The sequence below is a fragment of the Micromonospora sp. NBRC 101691 genome (assembly GCF_030269285.1).
Lineage (GTDB): Bacteria > Actinomycetota > Actinomycetes > Mycobacteriales > Micromonosporaceae > Micromonospora > Micromonospora echinospora.
On the sequence record NZ_BSTB01000003.1, the window covers coordinates 250,689 to 270,236 of the forward strand.

13 protein-coding genes are annotated in these 19,548 nt (G+C 74.5%); 2 read left to right on the forward strand and 11 right to left on the reverse strand.

The genetic code is table 11. The features are described from left to right. Positions 1-305 precede the first annotated feature (305 nt). Both QSK20_RS07860 and QSK20_RS07865 read right to left on the reverse strand, forming a co-directional pair. Entirely contained in the window at positions 306-1,580 is a 1,275-nt protein-coding gene (locus tag QSK20_RS07860) for a hypothetical protein (protein ID WP_285787905.1), read from the reverse strand. Positions 1,581-1,822: 242 nt separating this feature from the next. Then, entirely contained in the window at positions 1,823-3,343 is a 1,521-nt protein-coding gene (locus QSK20_RS07865) for a family 16 glycosylhydrolase (RefSeq protein ID WP_285787906.1), read from the reverse strand. 397 nt (positions 3,344-3,740) lie between these two features. Here QSK20_RS07865 and QSK20_RS07870 point away from each other — a divergent pair, with 397 nt between their 5' ends. Then, on the forward strand, positions 3,741-4,454 hold the full coding sequence (locus QSK20_RS07870) for a hypothetical protein (protein WP_285787907.1): 714 nt from the start codon (positions 3,741-3,743) through the stop codon (positions 4,452-4,454). A gap of 72 nt (positions 4,455-4,526) precedes the next feature. Here QSK20_RS07870 and QSK20_RS07875 read toward each other — a convergent pair whose 3' ends face one another. Continuing rightward, positions 4,527-5,153, reverse strand: a complete 627-nt coding sequence (locus tag QSK20_RS07875; RefSeq protein WP_285787908.1) for a helix-turn-helix transcriptional regulator — start codon at positions 5,151-5,153, stop codon at positions 4,527-4,529. 351 nt (positions 5,154-5,504) lie between these two features. Here QSK20_RS07875 and QSK20_RS07880 point away from each other — a divergent pair, with 351 nt between their 5' ends. Next, a complete protein-coding gene (locus tag QSK20_RS07880; RefSeq protein ID WP_285787909.1) occupies positions 5,505-9,077 on the forward strand; it encodes a BTAD domain-containing putative transcriptional regulator in 3,573 nt (1,190 codons plus the stop codon). Positions 9,078-9,231: 154 nt separating this feature from the next. On the opposite strand, the gene QSK20_RS07885 is transcribed toward QSK20_RS07880, so the two are convergent. The 8 genes from QSK20_RS07885 to QSK20_RS07920 all read right to left on the reverse strand — a co-directional run bounded on the left by QSK20_RS07885 (position 9,232) and on the right by QSK20_RS07920 (position 19,512). Beyond that, a complete protein-coding gene (locus QSK20_RS07885; RefSeq protein WP_285787910.1) occupies positions 9,232-9,981 on the reverse strand; it encodes a hypothetical protein in 750 nt (249 codons plus the stop codon). Positions 9,982-9,993: 12 nt separating this feature from the next. Further along, positions 9,994-11,406 (reverse strand): hypothetical protein, encoded by a 1,413-nt coding sequence (locus tag QSK20_RS07890; RefSeq protein ID WP_285787911.1) that lies wholly within the window; start codon positions 11,404-11,406, stop codon positions 9,994-9,996. An 89-nt stretch (positions 11,407-11,495) separates the two neighbouring features. Beyond that, a complete protein-coding gene (locus tag QSK20_RS07895; protein ID WP_285787912.1) occupies positions 11,496-13,550 on the reverse strand; it encodes an NADase-type glycan-binding domain-containing protein in 2,055 nt (684 codons plus the stop codon). Then, positions 13,547-14,083 carry a phage tail protein gene (locus tag QSK20_RS07900; RefSeq protein ID WP_285787913.1) on the reverse strand — a complete coding sequence of 179 codons (537 nt, stop codon included), beginning with the start codon at positions 14,081-14,083 and terminating at the stop codon, positions 13,547-13,549. The genes QSK20_RS07895 and QSK20_RS07900 overlap by 4 nt, the downstream gene beginning before the upstream one ends. Then, positions 14,083-16,023, reverse strand: coding sequence for a putative baseplate assembly protein (locus QSK20_RS07905; RefSeq protein WP_285787914.1), 1,941 nt, complete (start codon positions 16,021-16,023; stop codon positions 14,083-14,085). Before QSK20_RS07905 ends, QSK20_RS07900 begins: the two co-directional genes overlap by 1 nt. Beyond that, the gene (locus QSK20_RS07910) at positions 16,023-16,451 is read right to left on the reverse strand and encodes a GPW/gp25 family protein (protein WP_285787915.1); all 429 of its coding nucleotides are present in this window, start codon (positions 16,449-16,451) and stop codon (positions 16,023-16,025) included. The genes QSK20_RS07905 and QSK20_RS07910 overlap by 1 nt, the downstream gene beginning before the upstream one ends. An 8-nt stretch (positions 16,452-16,459) precedes the next feature. Next, on the reverse strand, positions 16,460-18,388 hold the full coding sequence (locus QSK20_RS07915; protein WP_285787916.1) for a phage baseplate assembly protein V: 1,929 nt from the start codon (positions 18,386-18,388) through the stop codon (positions 16,460-16,462). Beyond that, positions 18,385-19,512, reverse strand: coding sequence for a phage tail protein (locus QSK20_RS07920; protein ID WP_285787917.1), 1,128 nt, complete (start codon positions 19,510-19,512; stop codon positions 18,385-18,387). The genes QSK20_RS07915 and QSK20_RS07920 overlap by 4 nt, the downstream gene beginning before the upstream one ends. Between the last annotated feature and the right edge of the window lie 36 nt (positions 19,513-19,548).

A 19,548-nucleotide genomic window follows, 5' to 3' on the forward strand; every position in this document is an offset into this window, starting at 1 on the left:
ACGCCACGGGCGTCCTTCCTGGACGGTACGGACTTCTCGGTCGGCCCGGAATCCCGGGAACGCGGAGCGACGGCACGAACACCGGACGCGCCCACCCGGCGTCCGCCTCCGGATCCGCGTATCGAGCCCGGCCGGCAGCCGGCGCTGCTCCGGTCCCGACCGGGCCCCGGGTGACCCGACGTTCCGGCCACCGCTCGCGGGCACGGCGGAACCGCGACCAAGCGGTGACACAGTAAAGGAATACTCGCGTTCCCGGTAGGGACGATCAGACGATTGCTCGCATTGTGGAGGTTCGACCGTCGGCCCTACCGCAGCCGGGCGGCCAGCAGGTCCAACAGGGCCGGGTGCAGCTTCGGGCTCCAACCCCCGCCGCCGGCGGCCAGTTCGGCCGTCCGCAGCCAGAGCTCGATGAGATAAGCATCACCCACCAGCCGCTGGCGGACGCCGTCCAGTCCGACATCCGACCCCTGCCGGTCGAGCAGGCCCCGCATCTGCTCCGCCGCCTCGGCGGCAGGCCGCCCACCCAGCGACAACGCGGTCTGGAAGCCCTGGTGCGCGAGGTCGAAGCCGACCGGCCGGTCGGTGCCGCCGTTCTCCCAGTCCCAGGCGATCAGGCGGCCCCGGTGGGTGCCGAGGTTCCACGGCACCCAGTCGCCGTGCCAGTCGCCGAACTCCAGGGTCACCTCGCCGTCCCGGTCCGCCAGCGCGGCCACGGCGTCCCGGACCGGGCCACCCGCCGCCTCCGCCCGGGCGGTCAGGTCGGCCAGGAACGGTGAGCCGCGCAGCGGGCGGGCCGGGCTGGGCGCGCCACCGCGCCGGGCCACCGCCAGCATCGCGGCGGTCCGGGGCTCCTCCGGGCGGCGCAGGCCACGCACCCCGGCCGGCATCGGCTCGACCACGGTCACCGCGAGGTCGCCCCAGCCCACCTCGCCCAGCAGCCGGGGCGCGTCGGGCAGGTCACCGCCGTCGCGTGGCAGGCCACGCAGGGCCGCCGCCTCGGCCCGGACCATGGACCGGGTGGCGTCGTTCCAGCCGATCTTCGCGTACCCCCGGGGGCGTCCCCGGTCGTCGAAGAGCTGGAGGGTCGGCTTGTGGTGCGGATCGGGCGGACGGATGCCGATGGCGGCGTGCAGCCGTCCACCGAGCACACTGGCCAGGTGGTCCACCAGGAGCACCTCGGCCGGGTCCACCCCGGCCGGCACGGAGACGGTCAGCACGGGCATGCCCGCCGCACCGGTGGCCCCCACTCCGGCCAGCAGGCCGACGGCGAGCCGGTTGAGCCGCACCCGGGGCGGACGCAGGGCGTTGTACGCCCAGGTCGAGGCCGCCCCGACCCGCCGCGAGGCGAGGGGCAGGAGGAACCGGGCCCGCTCCACCGACGGCACCACCGCGTACCGCACGGTCACCGCGCCGGCCGCGTCCCGCCGGGTGGCGGCCGGCTGCTCCCGGGACACCGACAACCGCAGCCGGGAGTCCGGGAAGACCGCCCGGGTGACCCAGCCGATGCCGTCCTGCCGCTCCCTGGGGTCGCCGTCCCGCCGCTCCGCCACCACCGTGCCGCCCCCTGTCCGCGCCCGCACCCGCACGCCCGCGCGAACACGATAGGTGACGCCCCACCCGACCCGCACCGCGCATCCGCCCGGCGTGTGCCCGCGGTGCGCCGCGGTGCGCCGGGGTGGGCCCGGATGGTAGCAGGGGTCCCCTGTTACCACATTTTGATGAACAGGGGTCCCCTGCTACCACCGGGGGAGGGTGCGCCGAGCCGACCGCCGACATCGGACCGGGCGGCCGGGGACCGGCCGCCCGGGGGCGGAGAGGACGGCTAGCGCTGCCAGACGCGGATGTAGTCGACCCGGAAGTCGGCCGGGAACACCGTGCTCCCGTCCGGGTCGCCGAGCCAGCCACCGACCTGGAAGTTCAGCCGGAGGTTGTACGGCTTGTGGAACACCTCGTCGAACCAGGGCGTGGTGGCGCGGTTGCGCTCGTACACCTTGCGGCCGTCGATGTACCAGCGGATCGCGTCCGGCTCCCACTCGGTGGTGTACGTGTGGAACCCGTCGCCGGGGTACCCGCCGTTCGGGAAGGTCCACCGCTGGTCCTGCTTGGTCGGGGTGTAGTCGTAGAAGATGGCCTGGGTGGCGGCCCGGTAGTACTGGTTGCCGCCGGGCAGCTCGACCACGTCGATCTCGCCCCGGCCACCGTCCTCCGGGCGCAGCCAGAACGCCGGCCAGAGCCCCCGCGAGTCGTTCGGGCCGTTGGGCGACTCGGCCCGCATCTCGAACCGCCCGTACGTCCACGAGTGGCGACCGATGGTGTCCAGGTAACTCTGGGTGTACTGCCGGGTCTGCGAGCTGCACTTGGCGGTCTGCCGCTTCGCGCGCAGGGTCAGCACGCCACCGGAGACGAAGGTGTTCTCCGGGCTGTCGACGTTGCAGCCCTTGTCGATGTCACGCGCCTCACCGGTGCGCAGGTTCCACTTGGCGCGGTTCACCGAGTCGCCGTTGAACTCGTCGTTCCAGACCATCCGCCAGCCCGGCACCTGGCCGGGCGGGGTCTGCGTCGGGCTCGGCGAGGGCCGGCTCGGGGTGGCCGACGGGGTGGGTTTCACCGTGGTCGGGGCCGGCGTCGGCTTGACCGGCGTCCGGCTCGGGGAGGGTTTCGGCGCGGTCGTCGTCCGCGACGGCGTCGGAGCCGGCCTGGTCCCGCCGCCCTTGTACGTCACCACCAGCTCGGGACGGATCTGGGGGCGGGAGTTGTCGCGGGAGGCCCAGTAGATCCGGGTGTGGTGGCTCTGCTGGGTCAACGCGAACGTGTAGGAGCCGTTGCCGGTGACCGCCCGGCTGACGTCCCACTCGTTGTGTCCCCGGTCGACCTCGTTGACGCCGTCCAACGCCGGCCCGAGGGAGGGCCGCACGTCCCAGTCACCGGGGAAGGTGGCCGCGCCGTCGGCGAAGTGGGCGAAGACCCGGGCCTGGAACGGCTCCCAGGCGTGCACCCGCAGGGTCGCCTGGATGTCCCGGGCGCCGATCGGAATCGCGGTCACGTCGAACTGCAACAGCGCGTCACGTCGGCCGTTCGGGTTCCGGTCGCACAGCCGGGGGCAGCTCGCCAACGTCGTCTTGACGCTGTTGTCGCCGTCCTGGACCACCTGCGTCACGGTGGTGTCCGCGACCGCGCCCATGGTGACCGACGTGTTCTCGTCGGCGAAGAGCGGCAGCACGGACACGGCCAGCATCACCGTCGTCCCCGCGGCCACCAGCGCGATCGCCGAGCCTCGTCGTAGCATCAGACTCCCCGGTGACAGGTCGGACATCGACTGCTCGATGACCAAAAGTAGTTGCACGCTAACGATGTGGCCCACAATTGGCCAGGTCCGAAGGACAACTTAACCCGTCGCTAAGGACCGGTGGGCCGGGCCGGCCCACCGGACGGGCCGGGTGACCGTTGGTCCGAACGGAAACCGGTCGACCGGCGCGACCGTCCCGACCGAACCGGTGCCGCGTCCATCCAGTTGGGACGGTCGACGGCCCTCGACGCGGATGCGGACGGACGGTCGCGCGGCCGGCGCCGGAGGCGCGCGGAAACGCGATCAACGACACATCCTCTTCGATGTCCCGACAGTGTCGGCAAACGGCCGGAGCCGCCTTCCGGGGTCCGGGAGCGCGGTCGAATGTCCCTGGCGGCGGACGGGATTCCACCCGCACGGGACCGCCCGATCGACCAACCACCGAGGAGGGCACGTGCACGACATCGGAGACACGGTCACGGAGGCCGGTCGCGGCACCGGGCGGCGTTGGATGGCGGGGGTGCTCGCGGCGGTGGCGCTGCTGGCGGGCCTGCTGACCGTCGGCTCACCGGCGCAGGCGGTGGACCTGCCCTGGGGGCCGTACACCTGCGCGACCGGCTACGTGTGGCGGGAGGCGGTGCCGGGTGACCAGGTCTGCGTGACCCCGCAGACGCGGTCCGACACCCAGACCGAGAACGCCCTGGGTCCGTCGCGCCGGGAGTCCAACGGCTTCTGCAAGGTGGGATTCGTGTGGCGTGAGACGCGCCCCTCGGACCTCGTCTGCGTGTTCCCGTCCAGCCGGGACCGGGCGTACAGCGACAACGCGAACGCGCCGTGGCGGCTGGCCGACCCGGGTGCGACGCCGCGCGGCGGGATCTCCGTCTCCACCACGTACCACCAGCTCGGCGGTTACCTGTACGCCACCGGCAGCGGGCTCTCCGCCAACCGGCCGGTGCGGTTCTACGCGGTCCGGATCAACACGGTGGGCCCGTACTCGCTCGGGTCGCTGACCGCGAACGCCAGCGGCGCCATCTCCGGCTGGCAGTACGTCGCGGACATCCGTTGCCGCAGCGGGCAGACCGAGCCGGCGATCGTCGTCGTCCTCGACCAGGGCTCGGGCGTCGTCACCACCGCCGGCACCACGGACGCCTTCCGCCGCTGCGGCTGATCCGGCTGCACGGGTAGCGGGCACTCATGGTCGACGGCCACGGCCCACGTGGCCGTCGATCCGCCACCGGGGTCAGATCAGGCCCTCCCGGACCGCGTACGCCACGGCGTGGGTGCGGTTGCGGAGCTGGAACCGGGTGGTGATGTCGTGCAGCACGTTCTTGACGGTGCGCTCGGAGTAGCTGAGCTTGGTCGCCACCTCCCGGGTGTCCATCCCGTCGGCGACCAGGCGCAGCACCTGGCTCTCCCGGTGGGTCAGCCCGTTGACGTCGATGCCGCGCGGGGCGAGCACCGTCTGCTGCAACCGGGTCACCTGCTTGACCAGCCGACCGAGCACCTCCGGGGGCATCGCCGCCCCACCGGAGGCGGTGCTGACGACGAGCTGCGCAAGCCGGTGGCTGGTCGCCTCGGCGCGCGAGGCGAGCGCCCGTACCCCCAGCTCGACGGCGGGGATCAGGGCCGTGTCGGACTCGACCGCGGCGACCAGCACGAAGCGCCGGCAGCCCAGCCGGCGGACGGCCCGGATCAGGTCCAGCGCGTCCTGGTCGAGGGTGTCGGCGGCGACCACTCCGACGGTGTCGGCGGTGATCCGTGCCTCGGGGACGACCTCGATCTCCATCCGGCCCCGGAGGGCGGCGGTGATGCCGGCGGTCGAGATCGGGTCGGGGGTACGGATGTGGGCCTGCGTACGTCCGGTCATGACAGTTCCTTGCCTCGGGAGGTCGGGCCGTCTGCGGTCCGGCCCGGCCCCAAACGGTAGTTAGGGCGGGTGTCCCGCCGCTGGCACCGCACTGGACGCTCCCCCATCGACGGTGCTGCCCGGTCCGACCGGTGTCGAGCTGCCCTGTTGCCTGTTGGGGCAACGACACGCCGGAGGGGCACCGGCAGTTACCGGCAGAACCGCTGCCCGTCCGGGCCGTTTGTGCCGTGCCTGATCGGTTAACGATCCACTGTCGTCTGCCGGAGACATTAGGGATCATGGACACCGGCCCGGCCCGTTCGCGTGCCGGTGCCGACAACCGGTAGGTCGCGGGGTCGGACGGGGGCCGGGATGATGGCGGACAACGGCGCCGAGTTGAGACTCCGGCGGTTGCGGGCCGGGCTGACCCAGGAGGAGCTGGCCCGCCGGGCGGGGATCAGCGTCCGCGCGGTACGGGACATCGAGCAGGGCCGGGTGCGTGCGCCCCGGCCGGAGTCGCTGCGCCGGATCGCCGAGGCGATCGGGCTGCCCGACGATCCACCGCCGGCCGCCGGGGAGCCGCCCGGGCGGACGGCGGATCCGCACATCGGGGTGCTCGGTCCGCTCAGCATCCGGTCCGGCGCGCAGCCGGTCGCGCTGGGCTCGGGGCGGCAGCGGATGCTGCTCGGCCTGCTCGCCCTGCACCCGGACACCACCGTCTCCCGGCAGGAGATCGTCGACGTCCTCTGGGGACACGACCCGCCGGACAGCTGCCTGAACCTGGTGCACACGTACGTGGCGCGGCTGCGTCGGGCCCTCGCCCGCCCCGGCGGCGGGACGGGCGGTGGCGGGACGGGCGGTGGCGGGACGGGCGGTGGCGGGACGGGCGGCGCGGCGTCCGGTGGCAGCACCACGATCGTCCACTCCGGCGGTGGCTACCAGTTGCGGGTCGGGCCCGGTCAGCTCGACCTGACCCGGTTCACCGCCCTGATCGGCCGGGCCGAGGGCAGCGTCGCCGGTGACCTGAACAGCCTGGACCGGCTCGCCGAGGCGCTGGCCCTGTGGCGGGGGCCGGTGCTGGTCGACCTCGGGCCCGGCGTGGCCCAGCATCCGACCGCCACCGCCCTGAACCGCCGCCGCATCGCGACCGCGGTCACCTACGCCACGCTCGCCGTCGAGCTGGGTCTGCCGGACCGGGCGGTCCGCGAGCTGAGCGCGGTGGCCGGTCACGAGCCGTTGCACGAGCAGGTGCACGCCCGGCTGATGCTCGCCCTCGCCGCCTGCGGTCAGCAGGCCCGGGCGCTGGCCCTGCACCGGAAGCTGCGGGACCGCCTCGCCGACCAGCTCGGGGTGGAGCCCGGACCGGAGCTGCGCGAGGCACAGTTGCGCATCCTCCGGCAGGACCTGCCGGTGATCGGGGCACGCCCACCGGCACCACCCCGTCCGGCCGAGCCGGCCCCACCCGGGCTGCCCGGTCACCGACCGCCGGCCCAGCTGCCGGCCGACGTCGCCCACTTCACCGGCCGGAGCAGCCAGATGGCCGCGCTCGACGCCCTGCTGGAGGCGTCGACCGGCGGCAGCGGGCCGGTCGTCGTCGCCACGATCACCGGGATGGCCGGGGTGGGCAAGACCGCCCTGGCCGTGCACTGGGCACACCGGGTCCGGCCGCACTTCCCGGACGGCCAGCTCTACGTCAACCTGCGCGGCTACGCGACGGCCAGTCCGGTCCGCGAGGGGGAGGCGCTCGCCGGGTTCCTGCACGCGCTGGGCGTGGCGGCCGAGCAGATCCCGGTCGACTCCGGGCAGGCCGCCGCCCTGCTGCGGACCCTGCTGGACGGCCGCCGGATGCTGCTGGTGCTGGACAACGCGGCCAGCGCCGACCAGGTCCGGCCCCTGCTGCCCGGCACCCCCGGCTGCATGGCGCTGGTCACCAGCCGGGACCGGCTCAGCGGGCTGGTCGCGGTCGACGGGGCCCGTCGCATCGCGTTGGACGTGCTCACCGGGGCCGAGGCCAGCGCCCTGCTCACCCGGATCATCCCGGCCGACCAGGTGGCCGCCGCCCCGGCCGAGATCGCCGAACTGGCGGAGGTGTGCGCCCGGTTGCCCCTGGCGCTGCGCATCGCCGCCGCCGACCTGATCGACCATCCGGGGCGGCCGATCAGCGCGCACACCGCCCAGCTCAGCGCCGGCAACCAGCTCGCCGGCCTACGGGTCGAGGGGGACGACCAGGCCGCCGTCCGGGCGGCCTTCGACCTGTCGTACGCGGCGCTGCCCGCGTCGGCCCGCCGGCTCTTCCGGCTGCTCGGGCCGGCCCCCGGGGCGGACGTGACGGTACCGGCCGCCGCGGCCCTCGCCGCGCTGGACGAGGTCACCGCCGCGCGGGAACTGGACCGGCTCGCCGCCGCGCACCTGGTGCAGCAGCCCCGGCCCGGCCGGTACACCTTCCACGACCTGCTGCGGATCTACGCCGTCGAGCGGTCCACGGCCGAGGACCCGGTGCCGGAGCAGACCGCCGCGAACCGCCGGCTCTACGCCTGGTGCCGGCAGCGGGCCGAGGCCGCCGCCGCGGCGATCTACCCGCAGATGGTGCGCCTGCCGCCGGACGGGAACGACCGGCCAGTGGCCGGGTTCCCCTCGTCGGAGGCCGCGATGGCCTGGCTGGAGGCGGAACGGACGAACCTGGTCCGGGTCGTCGCGCACGCCGCCGACCAGGGTGCCGACCCGGCCGCGTGGCGGATCCCCGACGCGCTGCGCGGGTACTACCAGTTCCGTCCGCACAACGACGGTTTCCTGGCCGCCTCGCACGCGCTGCGCGCCGCCCGGGCCGCCGGGGACGAGGCGGGCGAGGCGGCGAGCCGGCTCGGGCTGGCCAGCCTGCACCTGCGGCGCAGCGAGTACCGGGTGGGGTTGGAGCACGCCACGGCGATGATCGACGCGGCGACCCGGGCGGGTTGGCCGGAGGGGCTGGCGGCGGCGTACGGCACCTGCGGGTTGATGCACCTGCGGGCCGGACGGCTGGCCCAGGCCGCCGACCTGACCCGACGGGCGGTGGAGATCCACGAGCGACTCGGCGGCGCGGAGCGGCTGAGCACCAGTCTCGGCAACCTCGGGGTGATCTACCGGGACATGGGGCGGCTACGCGCCGCCGAGGAGGTGTTCCGTCAGGGGTTGGTGCTGACCCGGCGGACCGGCACCCGGATGAACACCGGCATCAGTCTGAGCAACCTCGGCGACGTGGAGCACGCCCTCGGCCGGTACGACCAGGCCCTGGCCCATCTCGGGGAGGCGCTGGAGGTCAGCCGGGAGAGCGGCTACCGCCCCACCGAGGTGGAGAGCCTGCGGCGGCTGGCCGCCCTGCACGTGTACGCGGGTGACCTGTCCCGGGCGGCCGAACTGGCCGACGCGGCGCTGGCCCTGGCCGAGCTGGTCGGCGACCCGTCGCAGCAGGCCGCGGCCCGCAACGTGCTGGGTGCGGTGCACCTGCGGCGGGGTGACGGCGACGCGGCGGTGACCGAGCACCGGCGGGCCCTGGCGCTGGCCCGGGCCAGCGGCACCCACGGCGAGCGGGCGGAGGCGTTGATCGGGCTGGCCGAGGTGCACCGGCGGACCGACCCGGACCAGGCGCTGACCCTGGCCGGACAGGCGTGGGAGGTGGCCCGGGCCGCCGGATACCGGGTCTGGGAGGGGCACGCCCTGGTCGCCCGGGCCGAGGCGCAGTGCGACCGGGATCCGGTGACGGCCGCGCGCACCGCCCAGGCGGCGCTGGCGACCCACCAGGAGACCGGCCACCTGCTCGGCCGGTTGCGCAGCCTGCGGTTGCTCGCCCGGATCGGTCCGGCCGCCGGGCTCACCGTGGCCGAGCAGACCGCGTACCGGCAGGAGGCCGACCGACTCGACGGGTTCGGCCGGTGGCGCGACGCCCGCCGGCCCCCCGGCGTCGGGTGACGCGGAGCAACCGGCGGCGGGTGACACGGAACAGCCGGCGGCGGGACGACGCGGGGCGGCACCGGCGTCGGGTGCCGTGGGAGGGCTGGCCGACGTCGGACGCCGGGCCGGTGGATCCGGGTGGCGGCGGTCCGGCGGACCGCCGCCAGCCCGATCAGATCAGCTCGAACTCCCGGGCCAGGTACTGGAACTTCTCGACGGTGAGCACGGTCGCGAGGATCTTCTCGTCCTCCTCCGAGAGGTCGTCCGCCTCGTCGTCGAGCACCTTGGCGAGGACCTGCCGGGCGACGTCCGGGTCGATGTCGCTCAGCGGTTCCTGGTGCGCGATGTCCGGCTCGTCGACGGTGCCGGTCTCCGGGTCGTACTCCGCCGCCGTCGGGTGGTGTCCGACGGCCGGTCCGTGCCCGGTGCCGTTGTCCTGCTCCGTCCACTGCTCCTGGCCGGGCCACTGGTCGGATCCGGTCCACTGGTCGTGCTCGACCCACTGGTCCTGGCCGGTCCACTGGTCCTGCGACGACCACTGGTCCTGCTCGTCGTAGGACTGTTCGTCGGACTCCTCGTCCTGGTAGGCGGCGGTGGTCCAGGCCTGTACCACCGAGTCGACCACGCGCGCCATGTCGGTCGCCGGCTCGCCCATCTCGTCGACCGCGAAGATCTCGACCGGCGGCAGGGAACTGGCGGTCTGGTAGACGGCGTTGTAGAAGTCGGCCAACCACGCGTTGTTCTGGTACCAGTCCAGGTCGCCCCACTTCTCGCCGAGCAGGCTGGGCAGTTGCTCCCAGCTCGTCCCCGGCTGCTCGGCGAGGATCCCGGCGGCGCTCACCGCCGTCCAGTTCAGGTACGAGTACGCGTCCGCCAGGCTCGCCGGGCCGGTGGGGTCGAAGGTCTCCGGGTAGTTGCTCATCTCGGCTCCCTGTCAGCTCGTCACGGTGAAGTACTTGTTGCTGCGCGGGTCGAGCAGGCGCAGCACCGGGTTCCCGGACGCGTCGACGCCGAGCCGGAAGTCGCCGAAGTCGTCGTGCGACTGGGACTTGCCCACCACGCCCGCGTGCTGGGCCCGCCAGTTGACCCTGACCTGGGCCCCGGGCTGGCCGTCGACCTCCTCGATCCGGGCGCCGAAGCGCAGCGTCGACGTCTCGTGGAAGCGGTTCTTGATCGCCTTGATGTCGTACTTGACCCCGTCCTCGCCGACCACGACCGGGTCGCCCGCGACGGTCTCCAGCACGGTGAGCGACACGTTCCGGAAACTGGCGTAGGGCGCACCACCGCGGTGCACCACCTGCCGGTTGCCGGCTCCGTCGGCGGCGGTGAAGTAGTGGACCAGCGTGTAGCGGAGCAGCAGCAGGACCCTGATCTTGGTACGGACCTGCTTGCCCAGCACCCCGCCGTTGCGGATGTACTCCAGCCGTACCGCGCCCTGCCGGCCGTTCGGGTCCGCGCTGGCCACCACGCCGTTGACGGTGGCGGTGTCGACGGTCAGGGTGTCCGGGCCGTTGAGCTGGTCGAACCCGATCACCCGCAGATTGGCGTGCTCGTGGGCGGCGAGCGCCTGCGCGTCCTGCCCGGCGCTGCGCACGATCTGGGTGGCGGCGAGCTTGGCCACCCGGCCGGCCGGGGCGTTCGCCGCGCCGATCAGGCTCGGTCGGTCGTGCACCCGGCCGCTGAGCGGCGTGATCCGGAAGTGCTTCTCGGTCCGCCCCTCGCCGGGGGCGATCTCCAGCAGGCCGTTGCTGTGCACCAGGAACGCCCCGACGTCGTTGTGGTTCAGCGCCAGGGTGGCCCCCATGACCGTCTTGGCCTGGTGCTGGACCCGGTAGTTGATCCGGAAGTGCGGCAGTCCGGTGGTGACCGGCATGGTGTCGAAGACGAGGCTGCCGACCTCGTTGAACTTGTTGAACGGGTTCCGGCCGCGACCGGTCGCCATCAGCGAGATGCTCAGCCCCGAGATGCCCCACATCGGGTGGTCGGCGAGCGTGGTCAGGTCGGCGGGCGCCAGGCCCTGCCCGGCCTTGGGCACGTAGTCGAAGGTGGTGAACCGCACCAGCAGTTCCACGCAGACCCGCTTCTTGTCGGTCGCCCCGACCTTGCCCCGGCGCAGGTAGCGCAGCCAGTAGACGTGGTCCACCGACTGGCTGCCCCGCACCATGACGACCTGCCGGTCCCCGAGGGGGTTCGGCGACGCCAGCATCTCCAGCGGCATCTCCTTCTCGAAGCGGGCGTCGTTGAAGCCGGTGACCTGGAACAGACCTTCGGTGAGTCCCCGCGCCTGGCCGGTGATGAACCCGGTCAGGCCGGCGGTGGTGTTCAGTACGACAGCTGCCTCTGCCACGGACGTACCTCCGTCTCAGGTGGACCGCCGGACGGGTGCCCGACGGTGGTGGTAGCGGTGGCGCGGGCGGGCCGCGCCGCCGGGAAGGGTCACTCCCGGGCGAAGAACTCCAGTTCGCTGACGGCCACGTCGGTGCCCTTCTCGGCCCGGTAGACGTCGGTGACCTGGATCTGCACGCTGGTCACGCCTTCGGCGGCGGTCAGCGTGAGGGTCTGCGGCTCGCCGGTGTCCTGCACCGTCAACGTGTCGGAACGGTTGGTGGACCAGACCAGGTGCAGCTTCGCCGGCCGGTGCGAGGCGGTGTAGTCCTCCGCGGTGCCGGCGATCACGATGAGCCGTTCCAGGTCGACCTTCTCGCCGAAGCGCAGGGTCACCGTGGGCGGCCGCTCGGCGTCCCAGCGCACCTGCCAGTGCGTGTTGCGGTACTGGTCGACGGTGAGATCGGGGCCCTGGTCGCGGACCGACTCGCCGCCGGTCACCTCCACCGGCCGGACCGCCACGAACCGGGGGTTGAGCTTCCGGTCGACCCAGGCGCGGGCGTCCTGCACCGGCGGCACCACCACCGCGTTGACCCGTTCCCGCAGCGGCGGATAGATCAGGTACGCGATGCCGAGGGCGAACAGCACCACCGCGGCGACCGCGTTCGCCCGCTGGTAGATGCTCTGGAGCACGCCGCCGGCCCCGCCCGGGGCGCCCCCGCCCGGCGTGCCCGGACGCACGCCCGCCTCGGTGACTCTCGGCCCGCGTCGCGGCAGCAGCCGCTGCCACCAGCGACGGCGGACCACCTCGGCGGTCCGCAGCGAGTCACCGCAGCGGCTACAGAACCGACGGGTCGGCGGGTTGCCCTCGCCGCACTCGCCACAGACCAGGTCGCCCGGTTGCAGCCGGCGGGTGGACGCGCGCCGCCCGGTGGTGACCGTACGGGGCCGGACCGCCTGCGGCGTCACCTCCTCCGGCTCGGCGTCGACCCGCTGCTCACCGCTCCGGGACCGGCCGGACGTCCGGCCGCTGGTGGTCCGGTCCGCCGGGTCGGTGGACGCGGCGTCCGTGGCGACCAGCGCACGGGTGTGCGGCGCGGCCAGCGCCTCCCGGTGGCGGGACGGTGGGGACGACACCGGCTCCGCGTTCTCCGCCGGGTCGACGACGGCGACCGCGCCGTGGCCCTTCTCCGGCGCGGCCGTCCCGCCCTCGGGCGCGTCGTCCTCGGTCGGGGTGGTCGACTCCGGGTCGACGGTTCCGGGCGGGGACGTCTTGGCGCGGGCCGGTGGCACGGTGCCGAGCGCGGGACCGGGCGGTCGTTCCGCCACGGTGGGCAGCCGCGCGTTGGCCACGCCGGGCGGTGGCGGCGGCAGCCGGCGTACCGGAGCCGCCGGAGCCGCCCCCGGTGCGCCCGGACGCGCGGGCGGTCCGGACCGGACCCCCTCCGTGGTGGGTGAGCCCGGCGGACCCGGCCGGGTGCCGGGCGGCGCGGTCCGGGGCGGCACGGCGTCCGTCCCGGGCGGTGCCGACCGGGGGCCGGGCCGGGTTCCGGGCGGACCACCCGTTCCCGGCGGACCGGTACGGGGCAGCGGCCCGGGACCGACGCCGGGCGGCGACGGCCGGGTGGTGCCGGGCGGCGACGGGCGGCCGACGCCGGGCGGGGACTGGGGTGCACCGCCGGGCGGGCCCCCGACACCGGGCGGGGACGGGCGTCCGGCGCCGGACGGACCCGCCACCCCCGGAGGCAGCGGACGCGCGGTGCCGGGCGGACCTGCCACGCCGGGCGGCAGCGGACGTCCGGTGCCGGGCGGGCCGGGACGCGGTCCGGACGGGCCGGCGGGACCGCCGGTGCCGGGCGGGCCGAGCCTCGGGCCGCCCGGACCGGGGCCCAGCCCGGGTCGGGCTCCCGGCCCCCGGGCCGAGCCGTCCGAGACCCGGATCACCCCGGTGTCGACGGCCGTCCCGCCCGGGGGTGGCGCAATCACCCCGGCGATACGCTGCAACAGGGTCGGCCGGTGCCGGATCTCCGGCTCCGCCTCCTCGACCGCCTCGACGTCGATCTTCGGCGTGGTCTTCTCGCCGGTCCACTCCAGGAAGCTCCCGCAGGAGCCGCAGAACGTGTCGGCGTCCCCGTTGTGGTTGCCGCACTCACGACAGACGATCACGGCCCGAGCACCTCCAGGGTCGTCGCGACATGGGCCGGCGCGGCGGCGCGGATCAGCTCCGCCAGGGCGTGCCGGGACACCCGGTCAGGCTCGGGCGTACGCACCCGGACGTGCAGCCCGGCGGGCGGCACCGCCGTGGTGGACGGCTGCGGGCTGGTCGACCAGGAGACCCCGGCCGAGTCCACCACCTCCACCTCACCGCCGGTGGCCAGTTCCAGCAGCGTGCGGAGCCCGGTCACGGTGCCGCGCAGCCGGTGGGTGGCCACGGCGGCGGCGACCATCGCGCGCTGCCGCTCCAGCGGCCAGTTCTCGTCGAGGTGCGCGCCGACCCACTCGCCGAGCCAGAGCAGGAAGTCCGGCGGCGTCAGCCACGGGTCGAGGTACGCGTCCAGACAGTCCAGGGTGGACACCACCGGGGCGAGCACCTCGTCGAGGCCCTCGGTCCAGCGCACCAGCAGGTCGTCCTCCTGCAACAGGGCGGGCAGGAAACCGGCGATCGGGTACGGCATCCGCACGTCGGTCAGACCGCGCATCAGTGCTCCTCCACCCGCAGTTGGTGCTCGAAGGAGAAGACGAGGCTGTCCGGTTCCAGGTCGATGCGGCCCGCCTCGGCGCCCCGCTCCCCGGTCACCGGGTTGGCGCCGAACAGCCGCAGGTCCTCCACCAGTTCCACGCCCCGCACCCGTTGCAGCACCGCGAAGAGCTCACCGGCCTGCACCGGGCGGCCGAAGGGCCAGCCCCGCCCGTCCGGGCCGCCACCGGTCAGCGGGCTGAGGAAGCCGTACAGGGCGGCGAGCCCCTCCTCGCGGATCCGGTCGACCCGGACCCGGGGCCGGGCCACCACCCGGGCCACCACGGTCACCCCCCGGTACCGGGGCGGCTCGACGACCACCCGGGTGCCGATCAGCCGGGTCTCGTCCAGTCGTGCGGCCACCCGGGCCAGGCTCGCCTCGGCCGGGATCAGGTCCTCCAGCCGCAGCCGGCCCTGCTCGGCGGGGGCCGCCGGCACGACCAGGATCCGGGCCACCGGTGGCCCGTCGCCGCCGCTGGGCACGCAGCGCACCCGGGCCAGTTCGGGAGCGGCCTCACGGGCCAGTACCTCGTGGTCCTCGGCGGTCACCGCCCGGTCCCGGGTGCGCAGCGTCAACGGGCCCCGCCGACGCGCCTCGTCCAGGGTCTCCCCGTCGACCCCGCCGCCGGCCGGATGGCGGTTCTCCACCCCGGCGACGTACGGGATGCTGGTGCGCAGCGCGCGGACCGCGCCCGCGCCGACGTTGCCCCGGCTGCCACCGCCGACCGCGTAGCGGCGCAGCCGCAGCCGGGCGCCCCGGGGCGGTACGGCGCCGTGCCGGCGCAGCGTGCCGTCGCTCTGGCGGACGGCCGGGCCGAGCACCACCTCGCCGGTCACCCCGTCGAGCAGGAAGTGCGGGTCGTCCGGTCCACTGGCGGCGAAGTGGTCGACCGGGGTCCAGGACTGCCAGCCGTCGTCGGAGCTGACCTGGAGCACCGGGTCGCCGAGGCCGACCAGCACCGGCCGGCGGGACAGCGGGAACCGCTGGCCGGGCACCCCCTCCGAGTCGCCGATCTCCTCGTCGTCGACCAGGTCGGCGTGGACCGCCCCGGTGGTGCCGCCCACCGTGTTGGCGGCCAGCCCGAGGATCACCGGCGAGGCGCGGTAGCCGGGCTGCCCCTCCTCGGGCGGCACGACCCGGGCCCGCAGCCAGCCGGCGAGGGTGCCGTCGACCAGGGTGGCCTGGTGCCCCTCGGGCACGTGCAGCAGGATCGCCCCGGGCCGGTTGAGCGCGCCGGTCTCGTCGAGGCTGACCTCGCACGCGTGCCAGCCGTCCGCGCCGCGCGCCTCCCAGCGCAGCGGCGGGTGCAGCGGGTTCACCCCGACGCCGTCGACCCGGCCCTCGAACTCCAGCCGCACCGCACAGCCGCCGACCGCCCGGTCCAGGCCGACCAGCAGCTCGTCGCCGGGCTGCGGAACGGCGGAGAACGCGACCACCGGACCGCCCAGCTCCAGCGCGGCGGTCTGGTCGCTGATCCCATCGGCGGTGCGCACCCGCAGGTGGGCCAGGGCGCAGGGTGGCACGGTCAGGTCGTCCAGGGTGGTGAAGACCAGCGGCTCGTCGCCGTCGGCGGCGGTGACCGCCTGGGTGCCGGCCGGGACGACCTGGGTGGCGCGGGCCGGCGTGGAGAGCCAGAACGTCAGCGTGGTCCGGGCCGGGGTGGGCGGCACCAGGCGCACCCCGACCAGTTCCAGGAACTTCACGTAGAGCCGGTCGGGCACCCGGTTGAGCCGGTAGATGAGCTGGTCGGTCAGGGACGCGAACGTCTCGATCAGGGTCACCCCGGGGTCGGCCGGGTGCAGGTCGGTCCACTCCGGGCAGCGGTCGGCGATCAACTGCCGGGCGTCGGAGACCAGGTCGTCGTAGCCGCGGTCGTCGAGCGCGGGGGCGGGCAGCGCCATCAGCCGAGCACCTCCGCGTCGCCGGGGACGTCGTCACCGGGCAGGGTCCGCAGGTCCAGGTGGAGGCTGCGCGGTTCGTCGGTGCCGCGTACCCGGTAGCGGACCTCGATGTGCAGCAGCCCACCGCCGCCGGACGGATCGTCGGTCACCGCGACCTCGGCTATCTCGGCCCGGGGCTCCCAGCGTTCCAGCGCGGTACGCACCTCCGCCTCGACCGCCCGCCGGGTCTGCGTGGTGGTCGGTTCGAAGACGAAGTCGCGCAGCCGGGAGCCGAACTCCGGCCGCATCGGGCGTTCTCCCGGGTAGGTCGCCAGGATCACGCACATCGCCTGCTCCAGCAGGGCGGTCCCGCTGACCGTGGCGAGCCCGCCGTGGGGTTGGACACGCAGTGGGAAGGCACACCCGGTGCCGATGACGTCGGTCTGCATGGCACTCCTCAGTTGAGCTGGATGGGTTTGCCCTTGATGGCGGTCGCCGCGGTGCCGCTGATGGTGATCTGCGTACCGTCGATGTCGACCGTCTTGGCCTTGAGCTTCAGGCTGGTGCCGCCGTCGAGGGTCATGCTCCCGCCGGGACCCGCCTTGATCTCCACGGCGGTCTGCCCGGTGCACTCGATGACCAACTTCCCGGGTTTGTCGGGGGCGCAGCGCAGGGTGACCTCGCCGGCCACCGCGTCCATGGCGAGGGAGAGCTTGTCGCCCTTGCTGCCCAGCACCACGTTGGCCGCGGTGGGTTGCCCCTTGCCGCCGGGCGGCACCTCGTCGTGGAAGACCAGCCGGTTGCCGGACGGCGAGAGCAGGCCCCGCCGGATCACCGAGCTGGTCTGGCCGACCGACTTGACGCCGCTCGCGCCGGGTTTCGTCGACGAGGTCTGCGCGCCGTCCAGGCCGTACCCGGTGTGCCGGCTGGGCAGGCTGCCCAGCACGTACGGGCGGCGGACGTCGCCGAACTCGAACGCCACCAAAACCTGGTCACCCGGCTCGGGCACGAAGAACGCCCCGCCGGCCGGACCGGCGAAGAGCTGCCCCACCGGGGCCCAGTCGGTCTCGTGGTCCGGCGTCAGCCAGGGCAGGGCGAGTGTCACCCGCCCGAGGTTCTGCGGGTCCTTGACGTTGCTGACCACCCCGCAGACCACCCCGTCGATCCGGGCCGGGCCGTCCGTCCGGTCGGTCGCCAGCCCGAGCAGCGAGCGGTCCTGGGTGCCGCCGACGGTGAACTCGGTGCGGTACCCCTCCTCGGTGTCGTCGAAGACGTGCCGGGCGGCGCTGAGCGTCCACGTGCCGGCGAACGGGGCGGGCACCCCGTCCACCCGGACCGCCCGGCCGGCGACCAGTCGGGCGTCACCCAGCGCCTCCCCCTCGGCCTCGGCGAACGAGCCCCCGACGGTGGCCGCGAGGCTCGCCGCCACCTGGCGTACCGCGCCGTCGGAGCCGTTGGGGACCGGCAGGCCGCGCCCGACCAGGACGTGGGCCCGGGGGCCGGGGGCCGGACCGACGTCACCGACGGCGCTGTTGCCGGCACGCGGGGGCGGCGGGGCGGCCCGAGGCACGAAGGGGTCGGCGGCGGCGGTCGGGGTCCGGCCGCCGCCCAGGCTCACCCCGGCGGCGGTGGTTCCGGTCCGGCCGGCCACCACGGTCGCGGCGACCGGGTCCCAGGTGCGCACCTCGACCTCCGGGGCGAGGTTGCCGGCGGTGACCCGGGGCAGGAACCGGCGCAGGTTGCCCCGGAAGGTCAACGGCAGCGGGCTGCCCGCCCCGCGCACGGTCGCGGCCCGGCGGAAGTGGAACCGGTCGCCGTCGGCGCCGACCTCGTAGCCGATCTCCCGGGCCCGGCCGGCGAGAAACTCCCAGTCGGTCTGGTCGACCTGGGAGAGGTGGGCGATCGTGCCGCCGGTGGCGTCGATGGTGCCGACGGTCAGCTTGGCGGCGGTGGCCACCTGGCGGGCGATGTCCGAGTCGGACTGGTTGAGGAAGGTCCGGGTCCGCCGGACCCGGTGCAGCCGGTGGTCGTGGGTGTAGCCGCGCACCACCACGTACGCGGCGAGGTCGACGAACCGGCCCTCCAGTGCGGTCACCTCGCCGCTGATCAGCCGCTGCTCGGCGGAGCCGTCCTGGGTCGGGCCGAAGACCCGCACCACCGTGCCCAGTTGGAGACCGGCCCGGGTGAGCAGGTCGCCGTCCAGGTCGACGAAGGTCAGCTCGAACATGTCCGGCAGCGCCAGCTGGGTGTCCACCACCACCCGGACGAGCTGCTCGGCGACCGCCGCCGGCAGGTTCCGGTCGGCGGTGCCGGTGGTGACCCGGGGTCGCAGGATGGCCGTACCCCAGAGGAGCTGGTGCCGGTCGATGCCGGCGGCCCCGCTCACCGGCGGGCTCCGACGGCCGCGCCCCGGGCCTGCGCCCGCATCGGGTCGTCGATGCCGCTGGCCGCGGCCCGCTGCCGCCACTGCGCCGGGTCGGTGCGCACCGCCCGGGGCGGCACCGGGGCGCCACCCTGTTTCGGGAAGATCTCCCCCTTGGTCACCACCAGGTCGAGGGTGGCCTGGGCCCGGATCGGCTGTCCCTCACCGTCGAACCGGGTGAGGTTGACGTTCAGCGTGCTCAGGTTGACCGTCATGGAGAGCTTCCCCCAGCGGAAGGTGAGCTCGGGCAGCACGGACTGGCTGACGCCCTTCTCGTCCTTGGTCGTGGTCTGGCCGGAGAACGCGACCAGCTTCTGCACGTCCTGGGCCACGCCGGCCCCGACCAGCAGCACCTCCCCCGCCATCACCCGCAGCGCGTCGTCGGAGGCGAGCACCAGCCCCTTGCCCTGCCCGATCACCTGGCTGGGCCGGGAGGAGCGGGTGATGGTCATCTTCGCCGGGTTGTAGGAGAACGCGACCGTGCCCAACGTCGTCGACGACAGTTCGGCGGTCTCCGCCCGCGCCTGGAGGTCGGGGAAGAAGCCCTCGTGCACCAGCTCCAGGCGTTCCACCGCCACCTGGTTGGTGTCGGCGGCGAGGTCCGGGCCGGCCCACGAGGCCGGCCGTACGCCGTAGAGCAGCCAGCTGTTGACCGGCTCGCCGTCGGCGTCGAGCAGGGTGATCCGGGCGGTGGTCCGGGTGTCGTCGCCGGTGCCGTCCTGCCAGGAGCGCAGCACCCCGACCAGCCACTGCTGCAGCTGCGCGGAGTGTTCCCGGTGCACGGCCCGTTCCAGCACGACCGGTGGGTAGCTGACCTCACCCGGCAGGTGGTACTGGGCGACGTAGTCCCCGGTCACCCGGACCACCTCGGGTCGGAAGTCGGCCCGCAGTCCCCGGCAGGAACGCCAGAGTCCGAGCTGGACGTCGCCGATGGTCACCTGGAACCGCATCGCCAGGCCGAGCTTGTCGGTCCGCCGGACTCCCGGCCCGCTGCGGAACAGCTGCGCCAGGCCGCCGGAGGTCAGTCCCTGCGCGGTCTGGCTCGGGTCGCCCAGCATCCCGCCGAGCTGCCCTGCGGAGAGCGCCATCGGTGTCCGTCCTTCGGGTTCGAGAGATGCGGGTCG

Bases quoted from the DNA above. Each gene is read 5' to 3' on its own strand.
- QSK20_RS07910 (WP_285787915.1), bottom strand. From the start codon at position 16,451: ATGCAGACCGACGTCATCGGCACCGGGTGTGCCTTCCCACTGCGTGTC.
- QSK20_RS07905 (WP_285787914.1), bottom strand. From the start codon at position 16,023: ATGGCGCTGCCCGCCCCCGCGCTCGACGACCGCGGCTACGACGACCTG.
- QSK20_RS07875 (WP_285787908.1), bottom strand. From the start codon at position 5,153: ATGACCGGACGTACGCAGGCCCACATCCGTACCCCCGACCCGATCTCG.
- QSK20_RS07885 (WP_285787910.1), bottom strand. From the start codon at position 9,981: ATGAGCAACTACCCGGAGACCTTCGACCCCACCGGCCCGGCGAGCCTG.
- QSK20_RS07880 (WP_285787909.1), top strand. From the start codon at position 5,505: ATGATGGCGGACAACGGCGCCGAGTTGAGACTCCGGCGGTTGCGGGCC.
- QSK20_RS07900 (WP_285787913.1), bottom strand. From the start codon at position 14,083: ATGCGCGGTCTGACCGACGTGCGGATGCCGTACCCGATCGCCGGTTTC.
- QSK20_RS07920 (WP_285787917.1), bottom strand. From the start codon at position 19,512: ATGGCGCTCTCCGCAGGGCAGCTCGGCGGGATGCTGGGCGACCCGAGC.